This window comes from Spirosoma aerolatum, from assembly GCF_002056795.1.
In the GTDB taxonomy this organism is placed as follows: Bacteria; Bacteroidota; Bacteroidia; order Cytophagales; family Spirosomataceae; genus Spirosoma; species Spirosoma aerolatum.
The window spans coordinates 7,459,479-7,484,620 of the sequence record NZ_CP020104.1 but is presented as its reverse complement, the minus strand read 5'-3'; the positions used below and the strand labels follow the sequence as shown (position 1 = coordinate 7,484,620).

The following is a 25,142-nucleotide window of genomic DNA, read 5'->3' as shown; positions in this document are numbered from 1 at the left end:
GATACGACTAAGCTGTGAACCGAAAGCCGACAACTGAAAACTACAGAAAAATGGCCGTTGACATGAAAATCCCTCCCGTGGGGGAATCGATTACCGAAGTAACTGTTGGCACCTGGTACAAAAAAGAAGGTGACCATGTAAAGATGGACGAGGTACTTTGCGGCCTCGACTCTGATAAAGCCACATTTGAACTAACGGCCGAAGCCGATGGCATTCTGCACATACTGGCTCAGGAAGGGGATGTACTTCCGATTGGTGCCAGTATCTGTACCATCGACGATGGCGGTAGTGCCCCAGCGGCAACACCAGCGCCCGAAGCGAAAGCCGAAGCGCCAAAGCCAGCCGAACAACCTGCACCTGTTGCAGCATCGGCTCCGGTAGCTGTTGCCGAACCCGCTAAACCAGCGGCCACCAGCGCTCAGGTAATTGAGGTTAAAGTCCCGGCCGTTGGCGAATCAGTTACCGAAGTAACGATTGCATCCTGGAGCAAAAAAGACGGCGATTCGGTCGCGCTCGACGAAGTACTGTGCGAACTCGAATCTGACAAAGCGACGTTCGAACTTCCTGCCGAGGCTGCTGGAACACTACGTATTGTAGCGCAGGCCGGTGAAACGTTACCCATTGGAGCATTAATCGCTAAAATTGAAGTAGGTGCAGGAGCCTCAGCCTCAGCAGCACCCGCCAATACGCCTGCTCCGCAGCCAGCCGCTACCGAACCAGCGGCTTCAAACGGACAGAATGGCTATGCCGCTCATTACCCATCACCAGCAGCCGCTAAAATTCTGGACGAAAAAGGCGTTAATGCGCAAGCGGTACAGGGTACAGGCGTTGGCGGACGAATTACAAAAGAGGACGCTCAAAAGGCTACGCCAGCTCCGGCACAGCCAGCTGCGCCAACTCCGGCGCCAGCTCAGCCAGCCGCTTCAAAGCCAGCCACTTCAGCTCCGGCACCTTTAGCTACAGGTGGTAGCCGCAATCAACGTCGCGAAAAAATGACCTCGTTGCGTCGGACGATTGCCCGGCGACTGGTAGCGGTTAAGAATGAAACGGCTATGCTGACTACTTTCAACGAAGTAGACATGAAGCCGATCATGGACCTGCGGAACAAATACAAAGATAAATTCAAGGAGAAACAGGGCGTAGGGCTTGGCTTTATGTCGTTCTTCACGAAAGCAGTTTGTATTGCACTGAAAGACTTCCCAGCCGTTAACGCGCAGATTGACGGTGACCAGATCGTTTACAACGATTTTTGTGATATTTCGGTAGCTGTTTCGACCGAACGTGGACTGGTTGTACCGGTTATTCGGAATGCTGAGCAGCTAAGTTTTGCCGGTATCGAAAAAGAAATCGTTCGTCTGGCAGGCCTGGCCCGTGACAATAAGCTGACTATCGAGCAAATGACGGGTGGTACGTTTACCATCACCAATGGTGGTGTATTCGGTTCGATGCTGTCGACACCGATCATCAATGCCCCTCAGTCGGCCATTCTGGGTATGCACAACATTGTCGAACGTCCTGTGGTTGTCGACGGTCAGATTGTCATCCGGCCCATCATGTATCTGGCGCTGTCGTACGACCACCGGATCATTGACGGTAAAGAGTCGGTTAGCTTCCTGGTGCGCGTAAAACAAATTCTGGAAGACCCTTCCCGAATTCTGTTTGATATGTAATTCATACGTTGCTTGCTGAAAAGCGGCCTAAAATCGTTAACTCCCCGAAAGGCTGGGCACCCTGTCCAAAACTTTCGGGGAGTTTTATTTTCAGGGCACTTGCTTCGGCCTAAAGAGCGTTTTATGATCAGGTAAGTTTGTATAGTTGATCAGCCACTAACGTATTGTGATTCCGTTTCCTATAGAGCCGATATCGACCTAATTGAGCCGATGTGACACATGACAGCCGATGAGTTCTATTAGGTCTGTCAGGAAAATGCTGATTTTAAATTTAGCTCAAGATAATCCCGAATTCACGTTACCTGACAAATATGATCGTTTGACTGTGAAAAGACTAGCAACAATCGGCTTTTTTAGGCCTTTAAAGCCGTCGTTGTGTAGCATCATATATTGGCTCAAAATCAATACATTTGATCCTATATTGTAGCCGATGAATTATTCAGATAGTGAATTAGCCGCCGATATTGATCGCGTTAAGCGCATACCCATCGTGCCCACTTTGTTGGACGTGATCTGTGAAACAACAGCCATGGGCTTTGCGGCTGTTGCCCGAGTTACTCAGGACCGTTGGATTACCTGTACGGTGCGTGATGATATCCAGTTCGGCCTGGTGACTGGGAGTGAGCTAAAGGTGGAAACAACGATTTGTAATGAAATTCGGGATTCTCACCAACCGGTTATCATTGAGCATGTCGAAGCAAATAAACACTTTTTTAACCATCATACGCCTTTAATGTATGGTTTTCAGAGTTACATATCCTTTCCCATTATTCTAAAAACAGGCGAATTTTTCGGTACGCTGTGTGCGATTGACCCAAAACCAGCTCAGCTCGAAAATACTAAGATTATAGGCATGTTCGCGGCCTTTTCTGACTTGATTTCCTTTCATTTACAGCAACTCGAATTACTGGAGCAAAGTGATAACGCCGTTAAAAATTTAAGCCGCCAGCTTACCCACTCGGTGGATGAAAATCGGCAGTATCGGCATATTTCTAATCACAACCTGCAAGAACCCCTGCGAAAACTCAGGCTCTTTAGTGGTATGTTGGTGGATGTTGTCAGGAAAAAAGATATTGATAAAGCCGAGGAATTAGCCTTGAAAATCAGTGCCGGTGCGGAAAAATTTTCGATGATGATTAAGGACTTATCCGCCTTTTCGATCTTGGACGAAGAGGTTAGTAGGTTTGAGCGAACGGATGTGAATGAGATTGTTGCTCTGGTTCAAAACCAATTAAGTGCGCAACTGAAGGCCAAGAAGGCGACTATGGATGTAGGCGAGTTACCTTCCCTATCCGCTATACCGCAACAGTTGGAGCAACTTTTTTATCATATCCTGCATAATGCCATTAAGTTCTCAAAAAAAGATGTCCCCCTTTCTTTGTCCATTAGGGGGCAAGCCTTTTTGCAATCTGGCCTGAATGAACAGTTACCTTCGGGCAATGAAACTCACTATGTCGAAATACAGATAGCTGATAATGGCATCGGGATTGAAGCGTCTCAACTCGAAAAGATTTTTGATTTATTTTCTCAATTACCTCAGGAAAAAGCCCGGCAAGGAGAAGGCTTCGGCTTGGCTTATTGCCGCAAAATAATCCGAAATCACTTTGGCTTTATCCATCTTGACTCGGAAGTTGGCCAAGGCACTACCGTATCCATCATTTTGCCTGCTGGCTAACCCGTGTTTATTGTTCCATAAAATACCTCATTTGCGAACCGTGCGACTCCCATCGACTCAAGCGGGAGCTTTTTTAAGATTGGCATGTGCTAACTACTATCCTATACATTAAATACAGCTTGTCCAGGTACGTACTCATTTTGTCCGAAACAGGACAAGAGCCATTAAGATGCCTGCTGAGTAGTAACAACTTACCACAATGGCATAGCATTTGAAAGCAACCCCTAAATAAGCCAAGCATACCCAGTGTATTCCATTCGATTCTTATTTAGCGAACTACGAAGCTGACGTATATGCATCATTTGAGACAAGGGGAGTTCTTAGGCCATATCAGTCAACGCTTTGATACGCAACAGGGGCTTGCCCTGATTGAGACGGTATACCATACGCAGGTGTATCAGGGACCTCATGCCCACCACAACAGCCATCTTACGTTATTTTTGCAGGGGGGTACCTTCGAGAGACGAAAGCACTTTAATCAAGCGGTTACGCCCGGCCATTTACTCTTTTATTACAGCGGTGAACTTCACCAGAATCTGAACACCCAATTCCCCTCCAAAAATCTCAACCTGGATATAAGCGCCGACTTTTTTGCTCAACAAGAACTCTCGGAAGCCAGGCTGGAGCAGGCGATACACCAAAATCCGTACTGCCGGGCAATTCTGCTTAGGATGTACAAAGAAGCCCAGTGGATGGATCCTTCTTCGGCCGAAAGTATCACCTCATTGGCTCATCAACTGGTCGAGCCGTCCAGCGGTCGTTTCAGTCAGAAACGACCTGCCTGGGTGAATCAACTTCGAGACCTGCTACGGGATACCTGGAGCCAGACCCCTTGCCTTAGGGAGATAGGCAACGAGCTCAAGCTCAACCCCATTACCATCTCCAAGCAGTTTCCCCGGTATTTTGGCTGCACCTTGAGTGAATACAGCAGGCGACTGAAGGTAGGACGTGCTATAGCCCGAATACGCCAGCCAGCCGTTTCCTTGACGGCTCTTGCGTATGAATGCGGCTTTGCCGACCAAAGCCACTTCATCCGAGTGTTTAAAGAGCAGACGGGTTTCCTGCCCCAGGAATTTCAGAAATTTTAATGCGTTTCCCAAAAGGCAAATTTCATTCTATTCTCTAGGTTTTAGCCTCGATAGCTTTGTCTGCTAAGCCTACCCGCTGATTTGTACGGGCTGGGTTGACAAACGAACTAGCCCAAAATGAAATCTTTCCTAACCCTGTGTATCGGCTGTCTTTATCAATGGGTCTGTGCCCAAGCCCCTCAACAACAACTCGACAGCTTACTCAAGGATCTCAACCGTCGCCACTTGATCAATGGCAGTGTGCTAGCTGCTGAGCAGGGCAAGGTCATCTACCAGCAGGCCTTCGGCTGGCGCGATCAGGCACACGGACGACCCAATCAGACCACCACCAACTTCGAACTGGCTTCGGTTTCCAAAGTGTTTACCGCTGTGGCCATTATGCAACTGGAAGAGCAACACTTGCTGGCACTGGATGGGCCGGTGAAGCGCTACTTACCCGACTTTCCATATCCCGCCATCACTATCCGGCAGCTATTATCCCACACCTCGGGTTTGCCCGATTTCGACTTATTTGATGCCGACTATAGCGCTTCGCCTAGGCGCATCATGACCAATCGGGATATTATTCCGGCGTTGAAAAAATGGGGTAAACTGGAAAAATCCCCTGGTCAGCAGTGGCAGTATTCGAGTCCGGGAATGGGGCTGCTGGCATTGGTTGTCGAGACCCTTAGCCATCGCCCCTTTCAGCAATACCTCTCTGAGCAGATCTATAAAAAAGCAGGCATGACAGCCACGTATACGCTTGTACTGGGCAGCGTTAAAAACGACACGAATCGGGCTATCCCCTATGCGTATCCCTACTATTTTTCTACTGATTTTGCCTTAGCCGATACCATGGCCCGCCATCAGAAATTTTTGCATCAATCAGGTGGTGTGGAAGGCCCCGGACTTATCGTTAGTAATACCACCGATCTGTGGCGGTTTACTGAGTCGCTGTTCACTGGCAGGCTACTTAAACCGGTTACGTTGGCCAAGATGCTTACTCCCCAAAAGCTGGCCGACGGCCAACTGGCGACGGCCCGGCACTATCCGGGCAAGGTCTACTTTGGGCTGGGCTGGTTTATTCTCCCCGATAGTAGTGCTGGTAAACTTGTTTTTCATTCGGGCTTTAAGCCAGGCACCAGCACCATGCTGCTTCTAAATGTGACCAAACGCCAGACGGTGGTCTTACTGGATAACGGGTTGGGGGCTCCTGTGACGGCTATGAATGCGATGCGGCTGTTAAACCATCAACCCACCGATGAGATCAGAACGCCCGTGACAATTCCTTATGGCCGGGAGCTATTGCGTACGGGAGCGGATGCCGCCCTGATCCAACTCGAGGCCTTCAGGTCCGACACGCTCCACTATACCATGGCCGTACAAGATTGGATCGCCATGGGGTACGAGTTCTTTCGAACAGGCCACCAATCAGAAGCGCTAGCTACGTTCCGCACGGGTTTTGTGTTGTATCCCACGAGTGATTTTTTATGTATATTGTACGGGGATGTACTGGCCAAAGTGGGCCGACGAGTGGAGGCTGCCGCTTTATACCAGCGGGCGTTAAGGTTGAACCCCAAAAATACAGAGGCTAGTGGGCGGCTGGAAAAGCTGAAAAGCGAGTAATGGGACAACGGATGATCTTTGACGAATGGGGCTGTGCTATGCACCATCGATTGTAGCGGTCGAGTTCTTCTGATGCGTTCCAGGGTTCAATTCTTGACTGTGCACGGCCTCTTCTAGGCTAATGCCTGAAGATGTAGACGGAAATTTTATCATCTCTTTAAGGGGCGATTTCGTGAGGCTTTCGATCAAGGCCCACTTACGTATTTCAGCTATCAGACACTAATTGTTTAGGCCTTTTTCAAATCATTAACATTCTTTTACAAACCATTAACCGCATATCTCCTCAAAGACCGGTAGGTTTGTTGCCGGGCTTTAAAAGCAAATAAGAATTCGGTATAGTAAAGGGAAGAAGCGAGCCGGAACCCCATTGTGCCGTAGCCTAACTGTAAGGTACGCGGCTTTTAGCGGGTTCGCTGGCTCAGTCACGATGCAGTCCTGTTGCAGGGCTCTTCGGATTATTTTCCGGACATTTATCATAATAGTTTTCATCATACCAATCGTTGCACCATTCAAATACATTGCCCGATATCCATGAAAAACCAACGCCACTTACTGATTCTTTCCTTTCTATTAGGTGTATTTCCCCTTCACGCGGATGATCTAGACGATTTTATTCGTAGCCAAATGCAGAAGCGGGGTATTCCCGCTTTGTCCCTAGCTATCATTCAGGACGGAAAAATCTTGAAGGCTCAGTCCTATGGATTTATTGATAAACAGGGAAAGGTGCCTGTCACCACCAATACTTTGTTTCAGGCAGGCTCGGTTAGTAAATCGGTTGCGGCTATGGGCGCTCTGTATCTGGTTGAACAGAATCAACTTTTTCTGGATGAGAATGTGAATATAAAACTTAAAAGTTGGAAAGTTCCTGATAATGAATTTACTAAAGACAAGAAGGTTACTCTGCGGGGGATACTTAGTCATACTACCGGCCTTACAGTTCACGGATTCCCGGGATATACGGTGGGCGCCAAGATCCCTTCGGTTGTTCAGGTTCTGGATGGGACAGCCCCAGCCAATACACCACCGGTTCGCGTAGACTTTGTTCCGGGCTCTCGTTGGCGGTATTCGGGTGGCGGTTATACCGTCATGCAACAACTGATGGTGGATGTGACTGGCGTTGATTTCCCCGCGTTCATGAAAAATAAGGTGCTTTCACCACTAGGTATGAAAAATAGTACCTACCAACAACCTTTACCTCCAGAATTGGCAAAATTAACGGCAACTGGTCACTACAGCAATCGAAGTTTAGTGGAAGGTCGCTGGCACATTTATCCTGAGATGGCAGCAGCGGGATTATGGACTACACCGTCTGATCTGGCTCGATTCGCGATTAGTATTCAGAATGCTTATGCTGGAAAGCCAGGGAGTGTATTATCTCAGTCTATGACCCGCCAAATGTTGACTGATCAGAAAAACAGGGATGGACTTGGCGTTTTTTTGCAGGGTGACAGTACGATGCTCCGCTTCGGTCATAGTGGGCGCGACGAGGGTTTTGATGCGTTACTCACGGCTAGTGTGGATAAGGGACAAGGCGTTGTGATCATGATCAATGCGAATGATAACTCGCATATGATGGGCAGAATTGTTGATTTTATCGCTAGCTATTACCACTGGGATGGCTTTCCTGTAAAGACTAAACCAGCCGCGGTAGCTGTGGATTCTAAAACGTTAACGGCTTTCGAAGGTCGATATGAATTATTTAATAATCGAATTATTACTTTTGAGGCTGATAATCAGCGGCTTTTAACTATAGAAGATAGTTTTGTTGATGAAGAATTTGTGCCCGTCGGTACTAATAAGTTCACATCAACAGATCGTAATGTTTCGGTGATCTTCAATCCAGACGCTACTGGACATGTGACTAGCTTCCGGCTTCAGGACAATGATCAACGCTATGAGCGAACAGTACCACGTATTGGGCCGCTTGTCAATACACGTAGAACCAACGCCGATCCTGATCCATCCCGTACACCCAAAATCATGGCGGCTTTGCAGGCTATGGTAAAAGGTGGTAAACTAGTAGAAGAAGCCTCAGGCCTTACTGTGGGAGCCAAACGCGATTTTGTGGGCGGAATGCGAGAGCCGGAAACGTTAAAATCATTAACTTTTATTCATTCAGAAAACGTCGCAGGCCGGGGAATTCAACGCCATGGAAGTGAGGTAAGCGAAATAGTAACTTACCAATTAAAGTCCAATCAGCCGGACACCTATATACTCGTCCATCTGACCTCCGAGGGCTTGGTTACGGATTGCGATCTGGTTGAAAAATAATGGCTATTGAACCGAATTATGCGCGTACTTCGTTGCTGGCAATAACTTTTCCAGATGCTGTTTTCCCCATTTATGCATTGCACTAATCGCTTCTGATAGCGTATTGGTTTATAGCGTGAGGGTATATTCAACCGTTATCGGCTTCGTGTCTCAGACTGTTCTGGTTACCAATCTGCCAAAACGTTTTGACGTAACGGCAGAATTGAATCAACCGGATATACCTCACATATTTTGAATGGAGCATTAATATAAGACAGTTGTATAGACCACACTGCTCACGGACAAAATACCCAGGAGTCAGTAAACGCTGCTTTTGCCTTCCTTTGACACTCATTCACAAGCCCTTAACTAAAAGGCGATACAAAACCAATTAGGTCTGTTAAATCCATTGGGCCATTAAACAAAATACGGATGACGTACGTACCCAATAGGCCTTGGTCTTGCTGATTGCTGTTTATTCGTCCACTCATGCACTGGCCAAAACTGACCTGCCAAAAGACACAATTAAGGCCGAATCCAAACAGGTAAGTACAGCCTACGGACCTACCCCATTTAGCAAGATCGAAAGGGCAATATTTGGATAGCAACATTTGGTGGGGTGTATCGGTATGACGGGAAGACTATTACCGACTTTAAGAAGAAAGAGATAACTAAAAAATTATGGCTGTTTCCTAAAACGCCCTAATTACAGATACGCAAATCCCACTTCGTCTCAAGCAGGAGCCTTTATTGAGATTGAGACAAAGCCGTTTGTTTAATTAAAGGCTGCCAATTTTTCGTACTTTATTTCCCAAAGTACGAAACGCATGATTGAGTTTCCGTTATAAATCAAGGAGACTGGTTCTATAATGGCAGAAACAAACCCAATCTTTCAAACCATGTGATATTGACAGATGTCTTGAGCAAATACATCTTTTAACAGCCTAAGCCCTTTACGAAAGCGAGTTTTCACGGTGCCTAGCGGCAGATCAAAGTGATCGGCAATTGCCTCTTTGGTATAACCTTGATAGGTCAATTCAAGCACCTGACTGTATTTAGGGGATAAGATGGTGAAGATCGATTGATGGGGCATAGTGTCCGGCACCGATTGAGCAGACTCATCGGCTCGATCATGCGTATACGCTTCCGATATAATTTGCATTTTACGCGCTCTTAGCGCATCCATGCCTACATTCCGAGTGACAGTTAACAGCCAAGTGAAAAGTCGCCCCTGCTGAGCATCATAGCGATGGATATTAGTCCAGATTTTAATAAAGGCATCTTGAAGCAAATCTTCAGCTTGTGGATGATCTTTCACTAATCTCAATAATACACCAAACAAAGCTGGTGAATAGGCATCGTATAACGTGGTAAAGGCCGAAGCATTACCCGCCTGAAGATCAAAAATTAATTGAGCTTCGTTGAGTAGGTTTGGTTTCATGCAAAAAGGAAGGGAAACTGATGGTAGTCACCATCATAAGTGCTTGTTGACTAGATGGCTGTTAAAAATCGTGCCACACGATTAAACGTGTATAAATTCGCTCCAATAAGGTTGTTTAGTGATTAGCTGTTATAGCACAATGGGGCTTTTTTTGCCCACAATGGGGAATTCAAGTGGACTTAAACTCGTCTCAAAACGGTGTAATTCTGCTATATATGAGCGATTCTGTAACCGTGCGATGAAAGTTATTTATGAGCCTATTGAATCTATAGAGACTCATACGGCGTAGATGGCTACATTACATTCGGTGAACATAAACATAGTACTCATGAACCTATTAGCTAAGTTATTCGACCGCTTTGACCAGTTGGATACCCGAATGAACCGATGGTTGGTGGCCAACAGCATTGGTATTCTACGGGTTTGTATGGGTTTAGTTTTTGTAGGATTCGGCCTTCTTAAATTCTTTCCGGGTATTAGTCCCATTGAAGATTTAGCCACCCGAACCACCACTCTTCTGACGATGGGTATCTTCTCCGGCCACAGCGCCATGGATTTTGTAGCGGGTTTGGAATGTGTGATTGGGCTGTGTTTTCTAACGGGCCGCTTTTTGCGGGTAGGCGTGTGGCTGATGGCGGCTCAAATGATTGGCGCGATGTCTCCCCTACTTTTCTTTCCGAAAGAACTCTTTCCCGCTCCTCTATATGCACCCTCGTTGGCGGCTCAATATATTCTGAAAGACATTATCTTGGTAGCAGCCGGGATGGTCATTGCTTCGACTTGGACGGGCGCTCGCATCGTCGCTGAACCAACTCGGATGTTGACTAGTCTCCGAAAGCGAGTGGCTAAAGTACAGCGGCCCGCCCAACCCATTGCAACGGCTTAATGTAGCGTCATGACGAGGTTGAGCACCACAAAGCTTTTACTATAAATGAGGGTTTGAAGAGACGGCTAATCACAGGTTATTAGCCTGATTATTCGTACTTTAGCTAACATGTAACAGATTATATAACTTCTAAATCTCTGTCAATCATGAAAATTAACTCTTTAGCCTTCTTTGCACTTAGCCTCGGATGTGTGGCTATGATTGTTGTGACTGGTAATTACATTTTCTCTCTACCGGCTGACTTTTTCGTTTTACTATCGATTTGGCAACGCCGTAGAGTAAATCAATAAAGCCTGCATTTACACTATTAGGCTAACATAATGCCACTTAGGCAACAGAAGATTTCTTTATTGAGCCTTAGTTCTCTCAACCGCTCGTAAGCGTTCTTTGCGATCCACATTACCACCAATAACTTTAATTTCATCTAATAATATATAATTCGCTAAGCCGCCCATACTTATACTGTCTTTGGGTATGTATGGATTATCTAGATGGCGAGAATCTACATAAATAAAGGCTATAGGGAGAATGTATCGACCTTGGTAGTGGGGGTTGAGCGGAGGAAGTTTCTTCAGAGCAGCTATTGTGTTGGGCTCAAAGCCATACCGGGTGCCTCTGGACATGTGATTAAGTATGGAGATATTAAATAAATGCCCTTTCTCATCGACTTCAAATCCAGCATATACACGTGCATAAATTTCTTTATATAGTGCATCAAATGGATAGACGAGCCGAGCCGCCAGAACGGTTCTAAAAACGGGATCTTGACTAAGCGTGTTAGGCGTGATTTGAGCAGCCAGCTTCTGAGCGATGAACACTAAAAGAAGCACCCGTAAATAAGCCATACTAGTAACTTTCTAAGATCTCAAAATTACAGTCTGAATGTAAATTCTTATTTTAATCTCATAAAATACCCCTGGTTATAAAACTAATCTTTAGAAAGTACAAGCTAATTAGAAATCAGTATATTGTATTATTTTTAGGTATATACCTAAAAATAATACATCACAACTTAGTTGCAATTAATGTCGATTCCCAGGTAGAGGAATGAATAACTTTCTTTATCAGTATATTGCCAAAATACTTACCGAAAGTTTTCTGATTATCAGTAAAGTAAATGGTATCATTTTTCTGGGAAACAGTGAGAATATAATTTTGAGGATTAGGCATAGGGAATAACTTTAGCAGTTCATTATATTGGGTGTCATCAACAAGACTGCCATTCCATGTAAAAGCTACACTCGAACTAACGCCAATTTTAGTAGGCTCTGCCTTGGAACGTTCTATAATTATTTTTCCATACAGATAAGGTAATCTTGTTGTATCAACTTTAGAATTTAAAATGTCTACTGATTCTTTTACCTGATATGTACCTTCCAGCATACCAGCTAGATCAGGATCAGGATTTATTTCTTTCTTACATCCAAAAAAGGTAGTGAAAAGAATTAATGTTGAAAAATAATGAAATCGCATTGGTGGTATTCGAATCTGTTGTATAATCTGTTAGATGTTAGCTAAAGTACAAATAATCAGGATAATTACTGTTTTAAAAACGCCCCTTTTTGAATATCCCTTCGTCTCAGATTAGAGCGATTTCATGAGATTATTGAATTGTTTTACTAGCCTATTAGAATTCCAGGGTATCGAGTAATGTTGCGTCGAATAGGCTACTTCCGTCGGTAAGGACAAGACTGTACACGGTTAACTTTTTACCAACACCTGTTTGGTAGCTGTCTGTATTAGTTCTTTCTTTGGTTTAGCCAATTGAGAATATCGGTCATGACAACTTCCTTGTCTAAGTCATTCAATAAATCGTGATAATGTCCCTCATAAAATTTTAGCGTTTTGTCGACGGAAGACGCATTATCATAAAAAAATTGGCTTCCACTAGGTTTGGTTGCCTTATCCTCAGTACCGTGAAGGATCAGCAGAGGGAGTTGGATGGAAGCCATTTCGTTTTTTAGCCGTTCGTCAGCAAGCGATAATTGCTGTACGGTTTTCGTCGGCTGAACTTCATTGGCGATAAGCGGATCACTATTCATAAAATCAACCACGGCCTGATCGCGGGAAAAATCTTCGTTTTTCAACCGCAACACATGTGCGTGAGGAAATACGTGGCTTAGACCTCGTAAAACAGCCACGGCGAAATCGGGAGCAGGTACTTGAAACGCGAAACTTTCGCAAATAAAACCGCTGAGCTTATCCTGATGCTCCAGAGCATAAATGGCCGACAAAACACCGCCTGCACTGTGTCCTAATAAAAAGATAGGTAACCCTGGATGAGCCGCTTTCGCAATGTCTATTAACGTATCAAGCTCTTTTACAAACTCTTCATAGTCAGCCATGTAATATCGCTCTCCGTCTGACATTCCCCTTCCCGGAAAGTCGATCCCATAAACCTCATAATGCTGGGCTGTTAGTTGTTCGGCTGGCCATTGAAAATAGCCGCTGTGTGAATTAAAGCCGTGAGCAAATGCTACTATCCCTTTTGGGGTTTCGGCTGCTTTCCAATGTTTATAGGCGACATTCAATCCTTGTTCCGAAATGAACGTATTTGTCTGTACCGGGTTAAGTGCCTGCATACGCTTTGCGTGGTTTGGGTAGCTAAAAACTCATGACTCACTTTGTACATTATCCGTGTAAGTAACCATCGTGCGGAAACAAACCAATCCTTTTACACACCAAAAATAGTAACTGGGTGTCTTAGGGATTGGTTGATTCTACTAGGTTTAAGCTCACCTGCTTAGTTTAATTAACAGCCTGACTGGCCGCTTCCAAAATCACCTCCAGGACCTGGTTGGGCTTGGACAACATGGCTACGTGGCATGATTTCAGGGTAGTTGTTTTAGCCTTTGCCCGTTGAGCCATTAAGCGTTCCAGATCGGGGTTGATGGTTTTGTCTTCCGAAGCCACGATATACCAGGAGGGTTTCTGTTTCCAGGCCACTTTACTCGCTGCTCCTTTAAATACGTCTGGGGACGTTGGCTGTTGTACAGCAAAAACCAACTCCTGTTCCTGAGCCGAAAGATCATTGGCAAATACGTTCGTTATCCCCTCTCTGGTAAGACTAACGAACCCACCTTCTGCCTGAAAAAAGGAGGCAAGTTGGGTAGGGGCCGCTTTTTCACTCAGGGAGAGAACGGTTTCATCCTTTTCGGGGGCGTAGGCAGCCACATAGACCAATGCTTTGACCTTTGGATGATCGCCGGCTTCAGTGATCACAAAACCTCCCCAGGAATGACCAACCAAAACGACATCACCACCGGCAACAGCTATAGCCCGTTGGGTAGCAGCAATATCGTTCTCAAGGGTAGTAGTCGGATTCTGCACGGATATAACTTTATACCCTCGGGCAACTAGGAGCGGGATAACTTTGCTCCATGACGATCCATCGGCCCATAAGCCATGTACAAAAATAATAGTGGGTTTTGCTGTTTCCATTTTTTTTGTCTGAGCGTTTAAAGAAGAAATAGATAGGATTGCTCCCGATAGTAGAAATAATGCAAAGCTTTTCATAAGATTTGGGTTGTTAAGTGAAAAAATACATGAGGTAGACCAAAGTCAATTTGGCAATTGACGAACAAAAAAGGGAGTTTACGAAACGGGGCGGCCTCTTATTCTGCCTGATGGAGATCATTAAGGTTCAAGTCTCTTGCCTGAACGATCTCTCTTGCTGCGAGTAGGGGAATAATCTTTCCGACGACTAACTCTTGGTAGTGCGCTGAATTTCGATGGTTATCCAATGCCGATTCGTCTTTATACCGCTCAAGTAAAAATAGCGTATTTGGGTCTGCAATACTTTGGTAAACCGTATAGAAAAGATTCCCTTCTTCCTGCCTACTTTTCAGAGCCAACTCTGTCAACAGTTGGCGTACCGCTTCTAGCTGACCATCTATGGTTAACCATTTTGCAATTGTTGTAATCGCTTCATTCATAGTTTATCAGCGTATAGAAAAAAGTTTTCAGGATTTTCTTTGTTACCCCTTCGTCAATGGATGGAGAAGGGGTGTGTTTCGGTACATTAAACTTTAGCAGGTTCTACCACATCAGCAGATTCCAGAATAGCAATTACCCGTTCGGCTACCCCTTGAGCGGAAGCAGGATTTTGTCCGGTAACTAATCGCCCGTCGGTGATACTGTGGGGCTGCCAAGGTTCAACAGCGCTGTAATTGGCTCCACGCTCTTTTAATAAGTCTTCCAACTCAAACGAAACATCATCCTTGGCATAGCCCGCTTCCTCAACAGCGCTGAATCCCGTTACGTTTTTGCCCCGAACCAGATACGAACCGTCTTTCAACTTAACATTTCCCAGGGAAACAGGTCCGTGGCATACCGCACTCACCACCTTACCGCTATCATAAAACGAAGCCAGAATGTTCTGTACAGGTGGATTATCCGTCATATCCACAACCGGACCCAAACCACCTGGAACGAATACCGCATCATAGCCGTCAGTCGATAATTCATTTATGCTCTTGGTGTTTTTCATTTTAGTGATCCCTTCATCGTTCAGAAATGCCTGATTAACGGGATCATCTAATTCCACTAAATCGATGGGCGCTTCTCCTCCTTTGACACTGTAAATGTCAATCTCATACCCTTGCTTTTTAAACGCTTCATAGGGATGGGCTAATTCGGTAAGCAAGCTCCCGGTTTTACGATTTTTTGGACCAATGAGATTGGCGCTGGTTACCATAAAGAGAATTCGCCTTTTCATGATTGAAAAATTTAAGGTGTTATTGATTCTATATACGCTCATTACTACAAGCCTTTAACAGACTTTCTGCTCCCCTGTAACGCTTTTCACAGATGGTATCCTACCTTACTACTGATAATGAACGATAGTGTATATACGCAAAACTTAAAACCTTATAAAGGAGCCTGTCTTACTGTATCCATTATAGAGTGATGCTTACTTAGTGCCTTATTTAGAGGTTATATGTTTCCAGGAGACTAATTTCGAGCAATTCGGAGTATAATCCGAAAAGGCCCTATCCCTATGTAACCGAACGGAGGATGGAAAAAGATTTTTTGGAAGAAGGCTACGGTCATAGGCAGATAAGTCAAACTCTTTTGTTGAGCCAACGCATAATCTCTTTGTTGATGATTCCATTATACTTGTCGTTGAGCAAATCATGATAATAGCCTTCATATAATGTCAGTTGCTTGTCTACCGAAGTTGCATGATCCATAAAGTATTGGCTTCCAATGGGGTTAGTGATCCTATCCGCAGTACCATGAATTATAAGAAGCGGAAGTTTGATGTAGGGTATTTCTTTTTTTAAGTACGCTGCTGCCAGCAAAAGTTGCTGCATTGTCCGCGCTGGCTGCTTTTCGTTTTTTAGCAACGGGTCGTTGTTCATTGCGTGTACAATAGCCTTGTCCCGGGAAAAATCTTCATTTTTCAATCTGATTAGTCGCGTATGCGGAATGATATTACCCAGTACTTTTATGATGGCCAGGGCAAAGCCAGGCGCTTGAAGTTGAAAGGCGAAGCTTGCTGAAATCAGCCCACTTAGCTTGTCCTGGTTACCCACTGTGTAGACGGAAGCAAACACACCGCCTGCACTATGGCCTAACAAAAAAATACCGATGGTTGGGTACGTCGATCTTACAATATCTACCAGCAAATCAATATCGTCTACAATAGCATGATAGTCAGCGATGTAATACCGTTCTCCCTCCGACATTCCCCAGCCCTGAAGATCCATTGCGTAGACTTCATATCCGTTATCGGTAAGTTTGGCAACAAACTTTTCATAATAGCCGCTATGGGAATTCAAACCGTGAACGATCAAAACGATACCGTTCGGTTCGTTTCTTGTGGTCCAGTTTCTATAAAAAACAGCCTGGCCCTCCCTGTTGCGGAAAACGGATGTCGTTTGGGCTTTTCCTGAATTCATGAAACTTCCTGTCAACAGCTTGAATTACTTTACCCTTGTTAAAACGCCTGTAAACAATTTCGTGCCAGTCAGCCATCCAATCGAGTAAAAATGAAGAAATTATTGAAAACTTCTGATTATCAGTAGCCTATGAGATTGTATTTACGTAGTGAAATATAACACGGAACCTTACCTCTCCACTATTTTTGGAGGCCATACGATCCGACTCCTAAACTTTTGGAGGTGATCTTGTCACACAAAGCCTATACGGTCCTGTCAGGTGCCAAAATCTCCCCGCTGAATACCTAACTTCGCTAGTCTGGCTTCTAGGGTTGTCGGCTTTATTTTTAGTAATTCGGCGGCCCCATTGGCCCCCCGTATAAGGCCGTTCGTTTTTTTGAGAACGGAGATAAGGTATTCTCTTTCTGTTTCCTGTTGAATGCGCTTAACATCCCCGAGTGTATCAATCTCTACCTTGCCGGATGCTTTGTCAACTGCCCCCGAGAGACTTTGCTTTAATGCCAGTTCAGATCGTCCATCATTGAGTATCACCGACCGCTCCAGTACATTCTCGAGTTCACGAATATTGCCGGGCCAGGTATACCCCTGCAATGCGTCGATCATGGATGCCGATATACCGTTGAAATTCTTGTTGAACTCGTTGCAGAACCGGTTGGCAAAATAAACCGCCAGTGCCTGTATATCACTTTTTCGTTCGCGAAGGGGCGGTAAGGTTATCGGAAAAACATTAAGGCGATAATACAGATCAAGCCTGAACCTGCCTTCCGCAACTTCACGTTCCAGATTTCGGTTGGTAGCTGCCACAATACGCACATCGACTTTCCTGGGCGACTTGCCTCCTACGGGGTCAATTTCCTTTTCCTGTAAAACCCGCAATAACCGCACTTGCATGTCCAACGGCATTTCGCCGATCTCGTCTAAAAATAGGGTTCCTTCATGGGCTTGCTCAAATTTTCCTATCCTTTTTTCAATGGCTCCGGTAAACGCTCCTTTCTCATGGCCAAATAGCTCAGATTCGATCAGTGCCGTCGGAATAGCCGCACAATTTACTTTTATAAAGGGTCCGTTGCGCTGTCCAGAGAGTGCGTGAATGGCTTGGGCGATGCTTTCTTTTCCAGTACCACTTTCGCCAAGTATGAGCACTGACGTTTTGTAAGGCGCCACCTGCGTTATAAGATCTAAGGCAGCCAGTAAAAGCGGATGCTTTCCGATAATGCGTTTAAATTCCGGAACAGAGCCTTGCCTATCCTCGGTGCGATCAGGCTTTCTATCGGCAGATAGCCGTATGGTGGATGTGGAGGATACGTCAGCATGAACTAATTTTGCAGTAACGCTAGCCAAACTGCCTACGAAAAGGTTCAACACAGCCACATGGCTTTGCGTATACATGGCATGTCGACGGCTATAAAAAGAATAGTGAACCCAGGATCCATTGCTCAGAGCGACTGGAAAAATCAGGTATGATTCTAAACTAAACGTGTTTAACCAAATCTTCTGCAACGGGGTAACGGAGACCGGATCGGTCGTTGCTCCATTGTAATAAGTGGCCACATGGGTATCTGTATAACTGTTTTCTTGGATTTTAAATAAGGCGTCGCTTTTTAAACCTGAGATTGTTAGAAGCTCTTCCTTACCAATAAACTGATACTCATCAAATCCGACGCGTAAGTAGGAGTACTCATCAAACCGGGACGCCGAAAGTGGTCTGGTTTCGCATACGATGAGATCAAATGGAATAAACGTTCGGATAGCCTTGGCAATCTTTAAAAACGTCTGCTTACCGTCTGAGTCTTCATGGCTAATCTCCAGCAGTTGCTTTTCCAAAAGGGCTTCCTGCTGCAATTTTGATTCGAGCTTATTCTTGTGAAGATATACGGCAATATCCAGGGCCACCAGCAAGTCTTTCTCCCTGAACGGCTTGACGAGAAAGCCATAAGGTTCCGTTTTCTTCGCTTCTTCGAGTACCTTTTGGCTTGAATTGGCGGATAAGTAAACAAAGGCAATGTTTTCAGTCTTGAGTTTTCTGGCGAGATCAATGCCCGATACGCTTCCATTCAACCGGATGTCCAGCAGCACAAGGTCGTGTTTATCCCTTTGCAAGTGCTCATAGGCTTCCTCAGCTGAAGTGGCGATACCACTCACTGTGTATCCGGCCTGCCTTAGTAGTATTCGCAGCGAATTGGCTACCACAAATTCATCCTCAACAATCAGTATCTTAGTGCTCATAGCCGTTGGTTACGACATGTTTTCGGGCAGGTTTGTCGGCAAGTAATGCCTGCTTAGTGATATAAACCTGACGGTCACAAGCACACCATTACTGCTTTCAATCGTAAAAAAACCATTCAATTGTTTCGCAAGCCCCTGCATCAGCTCAAGACCCAGGGAGTTATACTCCTTTGTGTCAAGACCTGTAGGCAGGCCAATACCATTGTCCGCTATTTTTAGTACTAAAAAGTCAGGTCCGTCCTGTAGAAGCTCTATACGCACAACCCCTTTTTGCCCTCCCAAAAAAGCATGCTTCATGGTATTCACAATACTTTCGGTGATGATCAGTCCAAGGGGGATTGCCTGAGATACATCAAGGGATAATGGCTCAATAGTCTGTTTGAACGTAATCTGGCCACCCTCATCGAAGCTCTCCTGCAAGTAAGATATCAGGTCATTAATGTATTCGGGCATGGTAATGCTGGACGTATTTTCATCCTGGTAGAGCTTTTGATGAATCAAGGCCATAGCCTGCATCCGGCGAAGGCTATCCTTCACGGCCAGTTTGGCCGTTTCATCCTGCAAATACACCGATTGTGAATAGAGCAGGCTAGTTACCATCTGAAGGTTGTTTTTCACCCGATGATGAACTTCCTTCAACAACCATTCTTTTTCTTTGAGGAGTTTGTCCTGTTCGGTAGTAAGTGTTTCCAGAAAACTATTTTTCTGATCCAGTTCCCGCTGATTCGCTACAAGTTTTTGATTTGCCCTTTGTTTGATGATATACCGGTTGAATAAGAGCGCAATAATAATCAGCAGGAGTACCAAACCTGCCAGCATTATATTCCTGGTCCGGTGTGCCTGCTCCGTCCGTATACGCTCCAGTTGATTCTGGCTATTTAGTAATTGGATGTTTTTATCCTTTTTCTCAGCCTCATATTTTACCAGTAATTCTTCTGTTCGTTTTCGCTGGTCATAGCTAAACACCGAATCGGTGAACTCATAACTATGTTTAAGGTGGCGGATTGCATCCAGATGACGCCCCTCCATTGAATCAATTTTGAATAGATTATAGTAGTAATTGTCCTTTGCTACTATATCAAATGAAGATGTATAGTCTTTTCCCAGCTCGAGATAGTCACGCGCCTGCCTGGTTTTACCAATCGTTCGGTAAAAGGTAGAAATCTGAAAAAATGCCGCAGGAAATTCGTCATGAATATATTCCACCGGAAATTTTTCCGCCATAGTCAGAAAGACTTGGTAGTTGCTTTCCGCAAGACTGATCTTCTTTAAATTAGCATACGTCTTTCCCAGCAGAAAGGCAAAGTGCATCTTGTCAAAGTAGGAATTGGGTGGATAATTCCGTTTTACTTTTTTGAGGAGGGCTAGGGCTTCTTTTGCTCTACCAATCTCATTCAGCGTTATCACTTTGCCGATCACGGCTCTGTACCAAAACAACCTTGTTCCAGGTGTCCTATTTTCCAATCCTTTGTCATACCAAGTAAGAGATTCATTCAGTTTATGCAGTCGTTCATAGATGAGTCCCCTTCGCGTATAGAAGTAGCTGATAAATGTAGAATCAGCTTTGGAGGCCAGGCTTGCCAGACTTTTGTTCGAGTAGGCTAATGCATCGGTAAGGGCCCCTTTTCGATAAGCCAGCCAGGATAAAGCATCGTATGGGTACTGTTGATGTCGAAAGTTTATTTGGTGTTGAAGATTGACAATCGTGCGCAAATAATTTTCAGCTACATCATACTTTTTGGCAACAAAGTATTCAATATTTATCAGAGATAGGGTTTCAATTTCCTTCTCTTTCGCATTTGCTTTTCTAAAAATAGATAGGGCTTTTTCAAACTTTATAAGCCGATCAGGGTCTCCATAATGCAATAGTTCCCCAGCACGAAGCAATAGCCTAGCAGATGCCAGTGCGTTTCCCGTATGATTGCATAAGGCCACCAGTTCATCAAATACTTTCTGGCCCTCAGCGGCAAATCCGGATTGATCAAGCCAATGAGCCCGAAGCGCTTTACTCTCCACTTGCCATTGGAAGGGCGCTTTCCGACTTAGCCGTAAAGCTTCGTTGATGTATGTTGATGCCTGATCAAGATCTGCCTTTTCGGTGCCTGGTTTGAACACGAAATAACTGCCCAAGTCCAGCAATAATCGAAGTCGTGCTTCCTGATGTTGCTTGCTAAGTAATGCGCTGGCTTCTGCTACTTTTCCGGCATCCAGCAACCTGGTTCCCGCTGAGTGTTTTCCATCTTCGTCACTATATCCTTCATTGTAGGCAAGCAAAGGACTTAACTGATACACGTTGCAGGGAATACGGATGGCGCTGTCCATATCGATCTGTCCCTGGCTAATAGTATGGATGTATTGCGCCGTAATACGGATTAACAATCGCTGTGTGGCTACGTCGTTATACACCGCACGGCTAAATTGCGCCTTAGCGAAATAGCCAGAAATGGCAATGATGGCTACTGTACATACGATAAGTTGCCCAAGATTTATAAGGAGGGACTTACATTTCATCAGAAGCGGATAATTATGCCGACTCAATTAAAAGCATCTCAATATCAATTCCATAAGTTCAGTATCATCATAAAGTTAATGACTAAATAGATAAATAGTAATTACAGGATACTCAGTTTTTCAAAGCCCCTATACCTTCAACAGTAATAGACTTGGCTACGACTAACATTTTGTTTTAGTAAATTTTTCTTAATTACCGTTTCTTTTTAACCCCCGAATTACCGGTACACAAATCTGTCATCGTCTCAGGTGGGAGCCATTTTTGAGACGACGTATCAAAGGTCTACAACTTTTTATCCTTCACACCCCAGTTTGGTTGGTCACTTAAGGCTATGATGCTGTCGCTAATAACCTGACCCTAAAGCATAATCACAACCTATAACGGGCAGTTTTAAGGATGGCAGGAAAATACTTCTTTAGACAGTTATTCAGATCGTTAAAAACACGTTGGCTTTCTGGAGCATAAAAAAGTAAGGCATAATCTCCATGACTCATGCCGTCAATCACGACTAGATCTGCTTATGCACCGACAGCTTTTCGTTTTCGATGAGTTCGCACCGTGATGCTCCATAAAAGAATGGTCTTTGGCTCCACTGATAAGAAAGGTGGGAGGAAAGCCAGAAAGGTCTCCATAATTAGGACATAAATAAGCTGATTTACAGGGTAATATCCTAACACAAACTGCGCCAGGGTATTGCCCTGTAAATCACCCAGGAATCCATTTTAAGCCAAAATCTATTCCTGGATCAGCAGTCGTAAGGTAGTGGATGGCTGGCCAGCGGGTGTAATCTGAATCAGGTATACCCCACTGGATAGCTGACTTGTGTTGAATCGATAGGGCTCTGTTGGGGCAATGTCCAGGTGGATTTGTTGGAGCGGACGGCCCAGTAGATCGGCCAGTTGAAGGCTGACCGGTTGGCCAGTTACAGCCTTGAGGTCAATCAATACAAAGTCGTGGGCCGGATTGGGATATAAGCGAAACGTCTCCTTCAGTTCGACGGCACCCACGCGGGCACTGGCCGGACATGTTGTCTCAATAAGGCTCCATTGCTGATTCTGTCCCGAACCGGCTGCCTGCTGGATGATCGAGGCTCCTTCGGCCGTGCTGGCGCTTTGCACAGTCATTGCTTTGGTGGAGTTTCGATTGATGAAGGTATAGAAGCCATCAGCGCTACGCTGAGCCGACCATTGCTGATGCGAGCCGCCCCAATACGTCCACTGTTCTACCAAGGCATTATCGGTCGTCGACGAGCTATTCACCTGAATTCCTTTTTGGGTATGCAGCACCGAAATGCTGTAATAAGCACCGTCGACGGCTGTAAAGCGCCACTTCTGCCAGGATTGATCGGTGTTGGTGTTCTGTTTCAGGGCGGCCCCATCACTCGGTGACCCCGCGGGGACGGTAAGCGTTAGCCCACTGCTACGCGACTGGATGCGGTAACACTTGGCGGGGTCAATGCTGGCGGTCGAGGTAGTTGAGCTCGGTGGAGAAGTGGTCGTCGAGGAAGGCGGACTGGTAGTACAGGAGCGTTCTTCGATGCTCCACTGCTGGTTAGGCGTTCCGCTGGGCGTATTCTGAATGACCATTCCTCCTTCAATCATATTGCCGTTCTGCACCTCAAGGGCCTTGGCTGAATTCCGGTTGGTAATCTGGAAGTAGCCGCTGGCATTTCGCTGGAGAGCAAAGTGCTGGTTGTAACTCCAGTTGCCATTGAAGGTCCATTGCTGAATGCCCGCGCCATTATCCTGCGATCCATAGACCACATCCATGGCTTTGTTGCTATGCAAAGCGCCGATTTTGTAGAAGCCATTACCGACCGATTCAAATCGCCAGCCTTGAGCAAGCTGATTGGCATCGGTCCGCTGACGGATGGGGGCACCATCGTCCAGCGAACTGCCTTCCACGCCCATCACTTTACCACTGACGCGGGACACCAGCCGATAGCATTTGCTGGGATCAACTGCCGAAACAGAACCAGGTGGCGTGGTTTGATCCGTGTTCAGCGAGATCGTAAATAGTGGGCTGGAGCTTCGTTGCCCTTTCGTATCGATCACGGTAAGTTGGGCGGTATACCTACTAATAGTACCTGACCCGTGCTGACCTGTTTGGATGGAAAACGTTTTCACCTGATTAGCGCCGTACAAAACAGTGCCATCACTAAAGCCCCATTCATAGGCAAGCACGTCGCCGTCGGGGTCGTAGGATTGGCTGCCGGTGAAGGTCACGCTCAGTGGGGCTGAACCGGTCAGTGAGCTCGTTGTCGCCACCGCTACCGGTGGACGGTTGCCGGGCGCAGTGACTTCTACTCCCCCCGACCAGGTACGGTCTTTGCGGGCATAGACCCGGAAAAAGTACTGCACTCCTGGAGTCAGATCGGTTACGGTTACCGATGTGCCACTACCCTGATAGAGGACCTTACCCCCTAAAAAGTCTGACCCATTACCGGTAAAGCTAGGATTCGCTGTGTAATGTAAGTCCTGAGGGATACCGTTAGACCGGGAAGCCGCTTTACCCAGCACCAGTACGTCATCGAAGGGGAGGGTTGGATTGGTCCAGTTGAGCCGTACACTGGTGCTGCTCAGGGAGGTAGCCGTCAGGCCCGTAACGATCAGTTTAGACGAGTTGCAGTCCGGGTAAATTTTGACGGAATCCTGCGCTGAAAGACCAGCGATATCCGTCACTTTCAACGTGAGTACATAGTAGTAATCTTCACCATTGATGCAGCCCACAGGTTGTACCGTAAGGGCAGGAGTAGCACTTAAAGAGGTTGTCTGCAGCTGGTCCTGACCGTTTTGGCGCAGCTTCATTTGCCAAAAATACGTCAGGTTACCCGGTGATTCGTCTGTAACGGCAGCGGTTGCGGTGTAGGAAGCGGCTTTATCGAGAACGTACGTAGAGCGATCAGCCGGCGTTGTGATCCTGGCCGTCGGCGCTGTGTTGCCCAGCGACACATAAAATGTTTGGGCATTACTGATTGCTCCTTTGTTATCCGATACAACGAATTTAACCAGATAGCTTAGCACGGGAGAGCCCCCTCTACCCTGGGTTTGGGTAAACACTTTCACGGGGTTGGCCTGGGTGGACGTTGTACCATCGCCAAAGTCCCATTGGTAGGTAATTGGGTCGCCATCGGGATCAGAGGATTGACTGCCCGTAAACGTTACGCTTAGGGGCGCTGTACCCGTTAACGACGTCGCCGTAGCCACCGCTACCGGCGACTGATTGGTAGCTGTAGTGGTACAGCTACGTTCTTCGATGCTCCATTGCTGTTGCTGCCCCGTTCCCAGCGTCATCTGGCTGATCTGTGCCTCGTCGGCTGTACTGGAATTACGTACGGTAATGGCTTTACCGGAGTTGCGGTTGACAAAACTGAAGTAACCTTCCGAATTACGGACCAACCGCCATTGTTGATGAGCCCCGCCCCAATAGGTCCATTGCTCTACCAGGGCATCATTGGCCGTCGAGGAGTTAGCAACCTGCATACCTTTCTGGGTGGCTAAAACCGTGATGCTGTAATAGTCACCGTCGGCAGGTGTAAATCGCCAGCCCTGCGTAAGCTGATTGGTATTGGTTTGCTGGCGAAGCTGGTTTCCATCGCCCTGACCATTGCCATCAATCCCAATCACTTTGCCGCTGAGCCTAGACACCAGCCGATAGCACTTATTGGTTTCTACCGCCGAAACAGAGCCTGGTGCCGACAAATGTATGGTTGGTGTAGTGGGCGCAGGCGCTATAGAGGATAAGCTAGCGTTGGTTGAGCCGGTTGGCCTCGACAGACCGAACACGGCAATTTGACTTACCCAAAAACAAAGGAGGCTACTAAACAGAATGTGGCCAGCGGCATACCGCTTTGGCATACAGGTAAACATTGTGCACATATGGGTTA

At 46.0% G+C, this 25,142-nt stretch carries 17 protein-coding genes; 6 read left to right on the top strand and 11 right to left on the bottom strand.

Annotated elements, in window-relative coordinates; all coding sequences use genetic code 11:
- The first annotated feature begins 50 nt into the window (after positions 1-50).
- From odhB to B5M13_RS31165, 5 genes are all read left to right on the top strand, one after another.
- Positions 51-1,670 (top strand): 2-oxoglutarate dehydrogenase complex dihydrolipoyllysine-residue succinyltransferase, encoded by a 1,620-nt coding sequence (odhB, locus tag B5M13_RS31190; protein ID WP_080059380.1) that lies wholly within the window; start codon positions 51-53, stop codon positions 1,668-1,670.
- A 430-nt stretch (positions 1,671-2,100) separates the two neighbouring features.
- Complete coding sequence (locus tag B5M13_RS31185; protein ID WP_080059379.1) at positions 2,101-3,345, top strand: sensor histidine kinase; 1,245 nt, start codon at positions 2,101-2,103, stop codon at positions 3,343-3,345.
- A gap of 293 nt (positions 3,346-3,638) precedes the next feature.
- Positions 3,639-4,433 carry a helix-turn-helix transcriptional regulator gene (locus B5M13_RS31180; protein WP_080059378.1) on the top strand — a complete coding sequence of 265 codons (795 nt, stop codon included), beginning with the start codon at positions 3,639-3,641 and terminating at the stop codon, positions 4,431-4,433.
- Positions 4,434-4,550: 117 nt separating this feature from the next.
- Positions 4,551-6,038 carry a serine hydrolase domain-containing protein gene (locus B5M13_RS31175; protein ID WP_080059377.1) on the top strand — a complete coding sequence of 496 codons (1,488 nt, stop codon included), beginning with the start codon at positions 4,551-4,553 and terminating at the stop codon, positions 6,036-6,038.
- 531 nt (positions 6,039-6,569) lie between these two features.
- Complete coding sequence (locus tag B5M13_RS31165; protein ID WP_080059375.1) at positions 6,570-8,309, top strand: serine hydrolase domain-containing protein; 1,740 nt, start codon at positions 6,570-6,572, stop codon at positions 8,307-8,309.
- Positions 8,310-9,180: 871 nt separating this feature from the next.
- Here the strand turns inward: B5M13_RS31165 and B5M13_RS31160 are convergent.
- Complete coding sequence (locus B5M13_RS31160) at positions 9,181-9,729, bottom strand: RNA polymerase sigma factor (RefSeq protein WP_080059374.1); 549 nt, start codon at positions 9,727-9,729, stop codon at positions 9,181-9,183.
- A 328-nt stretch (positions 9,730-10,057) separates the two neighbouring features.
- Here B5M13_RS31160 and B5M13_RS31155 point away from each other — a divergent pair, with 328 nt between their 5' ends.
- Positions 10,058-10,615 carry a DoxX family membrane protein gene (locus tag B5M13_RS31155; RefSeq protein WP_179950470.1) on the top strand — a complete coding sequence of 186 codons (558 nt, stop codon included), beginning with the start codon at positions 10,058-10,060 and terminating at the stop codon, positions 10,613-10,615.
- Between the two features lie 347 nt (positions 10,616-10,962).
- Here the strand turns inward: B5M13_RS31155 and B5M13_RS31150 are convergent, their stop codons facing one another.
- From B5M13_RS31150 to B5M13_RS31105, 10 genes are all read right to left on the bottom strand, one after another.
- A complete protein-coding gene (locus B5M13_RS31150; RefSeq protein WP_080059373.1) occupies positions 10,963-11,460 on the bottom strand; it encodes a hypothetical protein in 498 nt (165 codons plus the stop codon).
- 160 nt (positions 11,461-11,620) lie between these two features.
- Complete coding sequence (locus B5M13_RS31145; protein WP_080059372.1) at positions 11,621-12,088, bottom strand: hypothetical protein; 468 nt, start codon at positions 12,086-12,088, stop codon at positions 11,621-11,623.
- Between the two features lie 266 nt (positions 12,089-12,354).
- Positions 12,355-13,197 (bottom strand): alpha/beta hydrolase, encoded by an 843-nt coding sequence (locus tag B5M13_RS31140; RefSeq protein ID WP_080059371.1) that lies wholly within the window; start codon positions 13,195-13,197, stop codon positions 12,355-12,357.
- Positions 13,198-13,363: 166 nt separating this feature from the next.
- Positions 13,364-14,056, bottom strand: coding sequence for an alpha/beta fold hydrolase (locus B5M13_RS31135; RefSeq protein WP_245859595.1), 693 nt, complete (start codon positions 14,054-14,056; stop codon positions 13,364-13,366).
- 173 nt (positions 14,057-14,229) lie between these two features.
- On the bottom strand, positions 14,230-14,550 hold the full coding sequence (locus B5M13_RS31130; RefSeq protein WP_080059368.1) for a putative quinol monooxygenase: 321 nt from the start codon (positions 14,548-14,550) through the stop codon (positions 14,230-14,232).
- Between the two features lie 86 nt (positions 14,551-14,636).
- Positions 14,637-15,332, bottom strand: a complete 696-nt coding sequence (locus B5M13_RS31125) for a type 1 glutamine amidotransferase domain-containing protein (protein WP_080059367.1) — start codon at positions 15,330-15,332, stop codon at positions 14,637-14,639.
- 346 nt (positions 15,333-15,678) lie between these two features.
- The gene (locus B5M13_RS31120) at positions 15,679-16,518 is read right to left on the bottom strand and encodes an alpha/beta hydrolase (protein WP_080059366.1); all 840 of its coding nucleotides are present in this window, start codon (positions 16,516-16,518) and stop codon (positions 15,679-15,681) included.
- A gap of 255 nt (positions 16,519-16,773) precedes the next feature.
- Positions 16,774-18,744, bottom strand: a complete 1,971-nt coding sequence (locus tag B5M13_RS31115; RefSeq protein WP_080059364.1) for a sigma 54-interacting response regulator — start codon at positions 18,742-18,744, stop codon at positions 16,774-16,776.
- Positions 18,745-18,753: 9 nt separating this feature from the next.
- Positions 18,754-21,255, bottom strand: coding sequence for a histidine kinase dimerization/phosphoacceptor domain -containing protein (locus tag B5M13_RS31110; protein ID WP_080059362.1), 2,502 nt, complete (start codon positions 21,253-21,255; stop codon positions 18,754-18,756).
- 735 nt (positions 21,256-21,990) lie between these two features.
- The gene (locus tag B5M13_RS31105; protein WP_170061220.1) at positions 21,991-25,113 is read right to left on the bottom strand and encodes an RICIN domain-containing protein; all 3,123 of its coding nucleotides are present in this window, start codon (positions 25,111-25,113) and stop codon (positions 21,991-21,993) included.
- Positions 25,114-25,142 lie beyond the last annotated feature (29 nt).

Excerpts from the sequence above, each read along its gene's own strand:
- B5M13_RS31175 (WP_080059377.1), top strand. The coding sequence starts at position 4,551 with ATGAAATCTTTCCTAACCCTGTGTATCGGCTGTCTTTATCAATGGGTC.
- B5M13_RS31155 (WP_179950470.1), top strand. The coding sequence starts at position 10,058 with ATGAACCTATTAGCTAAGTTATTCGACCGCTTTGACCAGTTGGATACC.
- B5M13_RS31125 (WP_080059367.1), bottom strand. The coding sequence starts at position 15,332 with ATGAAAAGGCGAATTCTCTTTATGGTAACCAGCGCCAATCTCATTGGT.
- B5M13_RS31160 (WP_080059374.1), bottom strand. The coding sequence starts at position 9,729 with ATGAAACCAAACCTACTCAACGAAGCTCAATTAATTTTTGATCTTCAG.
- B5M13_RS31150 (WP_080059373.1), bottom strand. The coding sequence starts at position 11,460 with ATGGCTTATTTACGGGTGCTTCTTTTAGTGTTCATCGCTCAGAAGCTG.
- odhB (WP_080059380.1), top strand. The coding sequence starts at position 51 with ATGGCCGTTGACATGAAAATCCCTCCCGTGGGGGAATCGATTACCGAA.
- B5M13_RS31165 (WP_080059375.1), top strand. The coding sequence starts at position 6,570 with ATGAAAAACCAACGCCACTTACTGATTCTTTCCTTTCTATTAGGTGTA.
- B5M13_RS31120 (WP_080059366.1), bottom strand. The coding sequence starts at position 16,518 with ATGAATTCAGGAAAAGCCCAAACGACATCCGTTTTCCGCAACAGGGAG.
- B5M13_RS31130 (WP_080059368.1), bottom strand. The coding sequence starts at position 14,550 with ATGAATGAAGCGATTACAACAATTGCAAAATGGTTAACCATAGATGGT.
- B5M13_RS31115 (WP_080059364.1), bottom strand. The coding sequence starts at position 18,744 with ATGAGCACTAAGATACTGATTGTTGAGGATGAATTTGTGGTAGCCAAT.
- B5M13_RS31180 (WP_080059378.1), top strand. The coding sequence starts at position 3,639 with ATGCATCATTTGAGACAAGGGGAGTTCTTAGGCCATATCAGTCAACGC.
- B5M13_RS31110 (WP_080059362.1), bottom strand. The coding sequence starts at position 21,255 with ATGAAATGTAAGTCCCTCCTTATAAATCTTGGGCAACTTATCGTATGT.
- B5M13_RS31105 (WP_170061220.1), bottom strand. The coding sequence starts at position 25,113 with ATGCCAAAGCGGTATGCCGCTGGCCACATTCTGTTTAGTAGCCTCCTT.
- B5M13_RS31135 (WP_245859595.1), bottom strand. The coding sequence starts at position 14,056 with ATGGAAACAGCAAAACCCACTATTATTTTTGTACATGGCTTATGGGCC.
- B5M13_RS31185 (WP_080059379.1), top strand. The coding sequence starts at position 2,101 with ATGAATTATTCAGATAGTGAATTAGCCGCCGATATTGATCGCGTTAAG.
- B5M13_RS31145 (WP_080059372.1), bottom strand. The coding sequence starts at position 12,088 with ATGCGATTTCATTATTTTTCAACATTAATTCTTTTCACTACCTTTTTT.
- B5M13_RS31140 (WP_080059371.1), bottom strand. The coding sequence starts at position 13,197 with ATGCAGGCACTTAACCCGGTACAGACAAATACGTTCATTTCGGAACAA.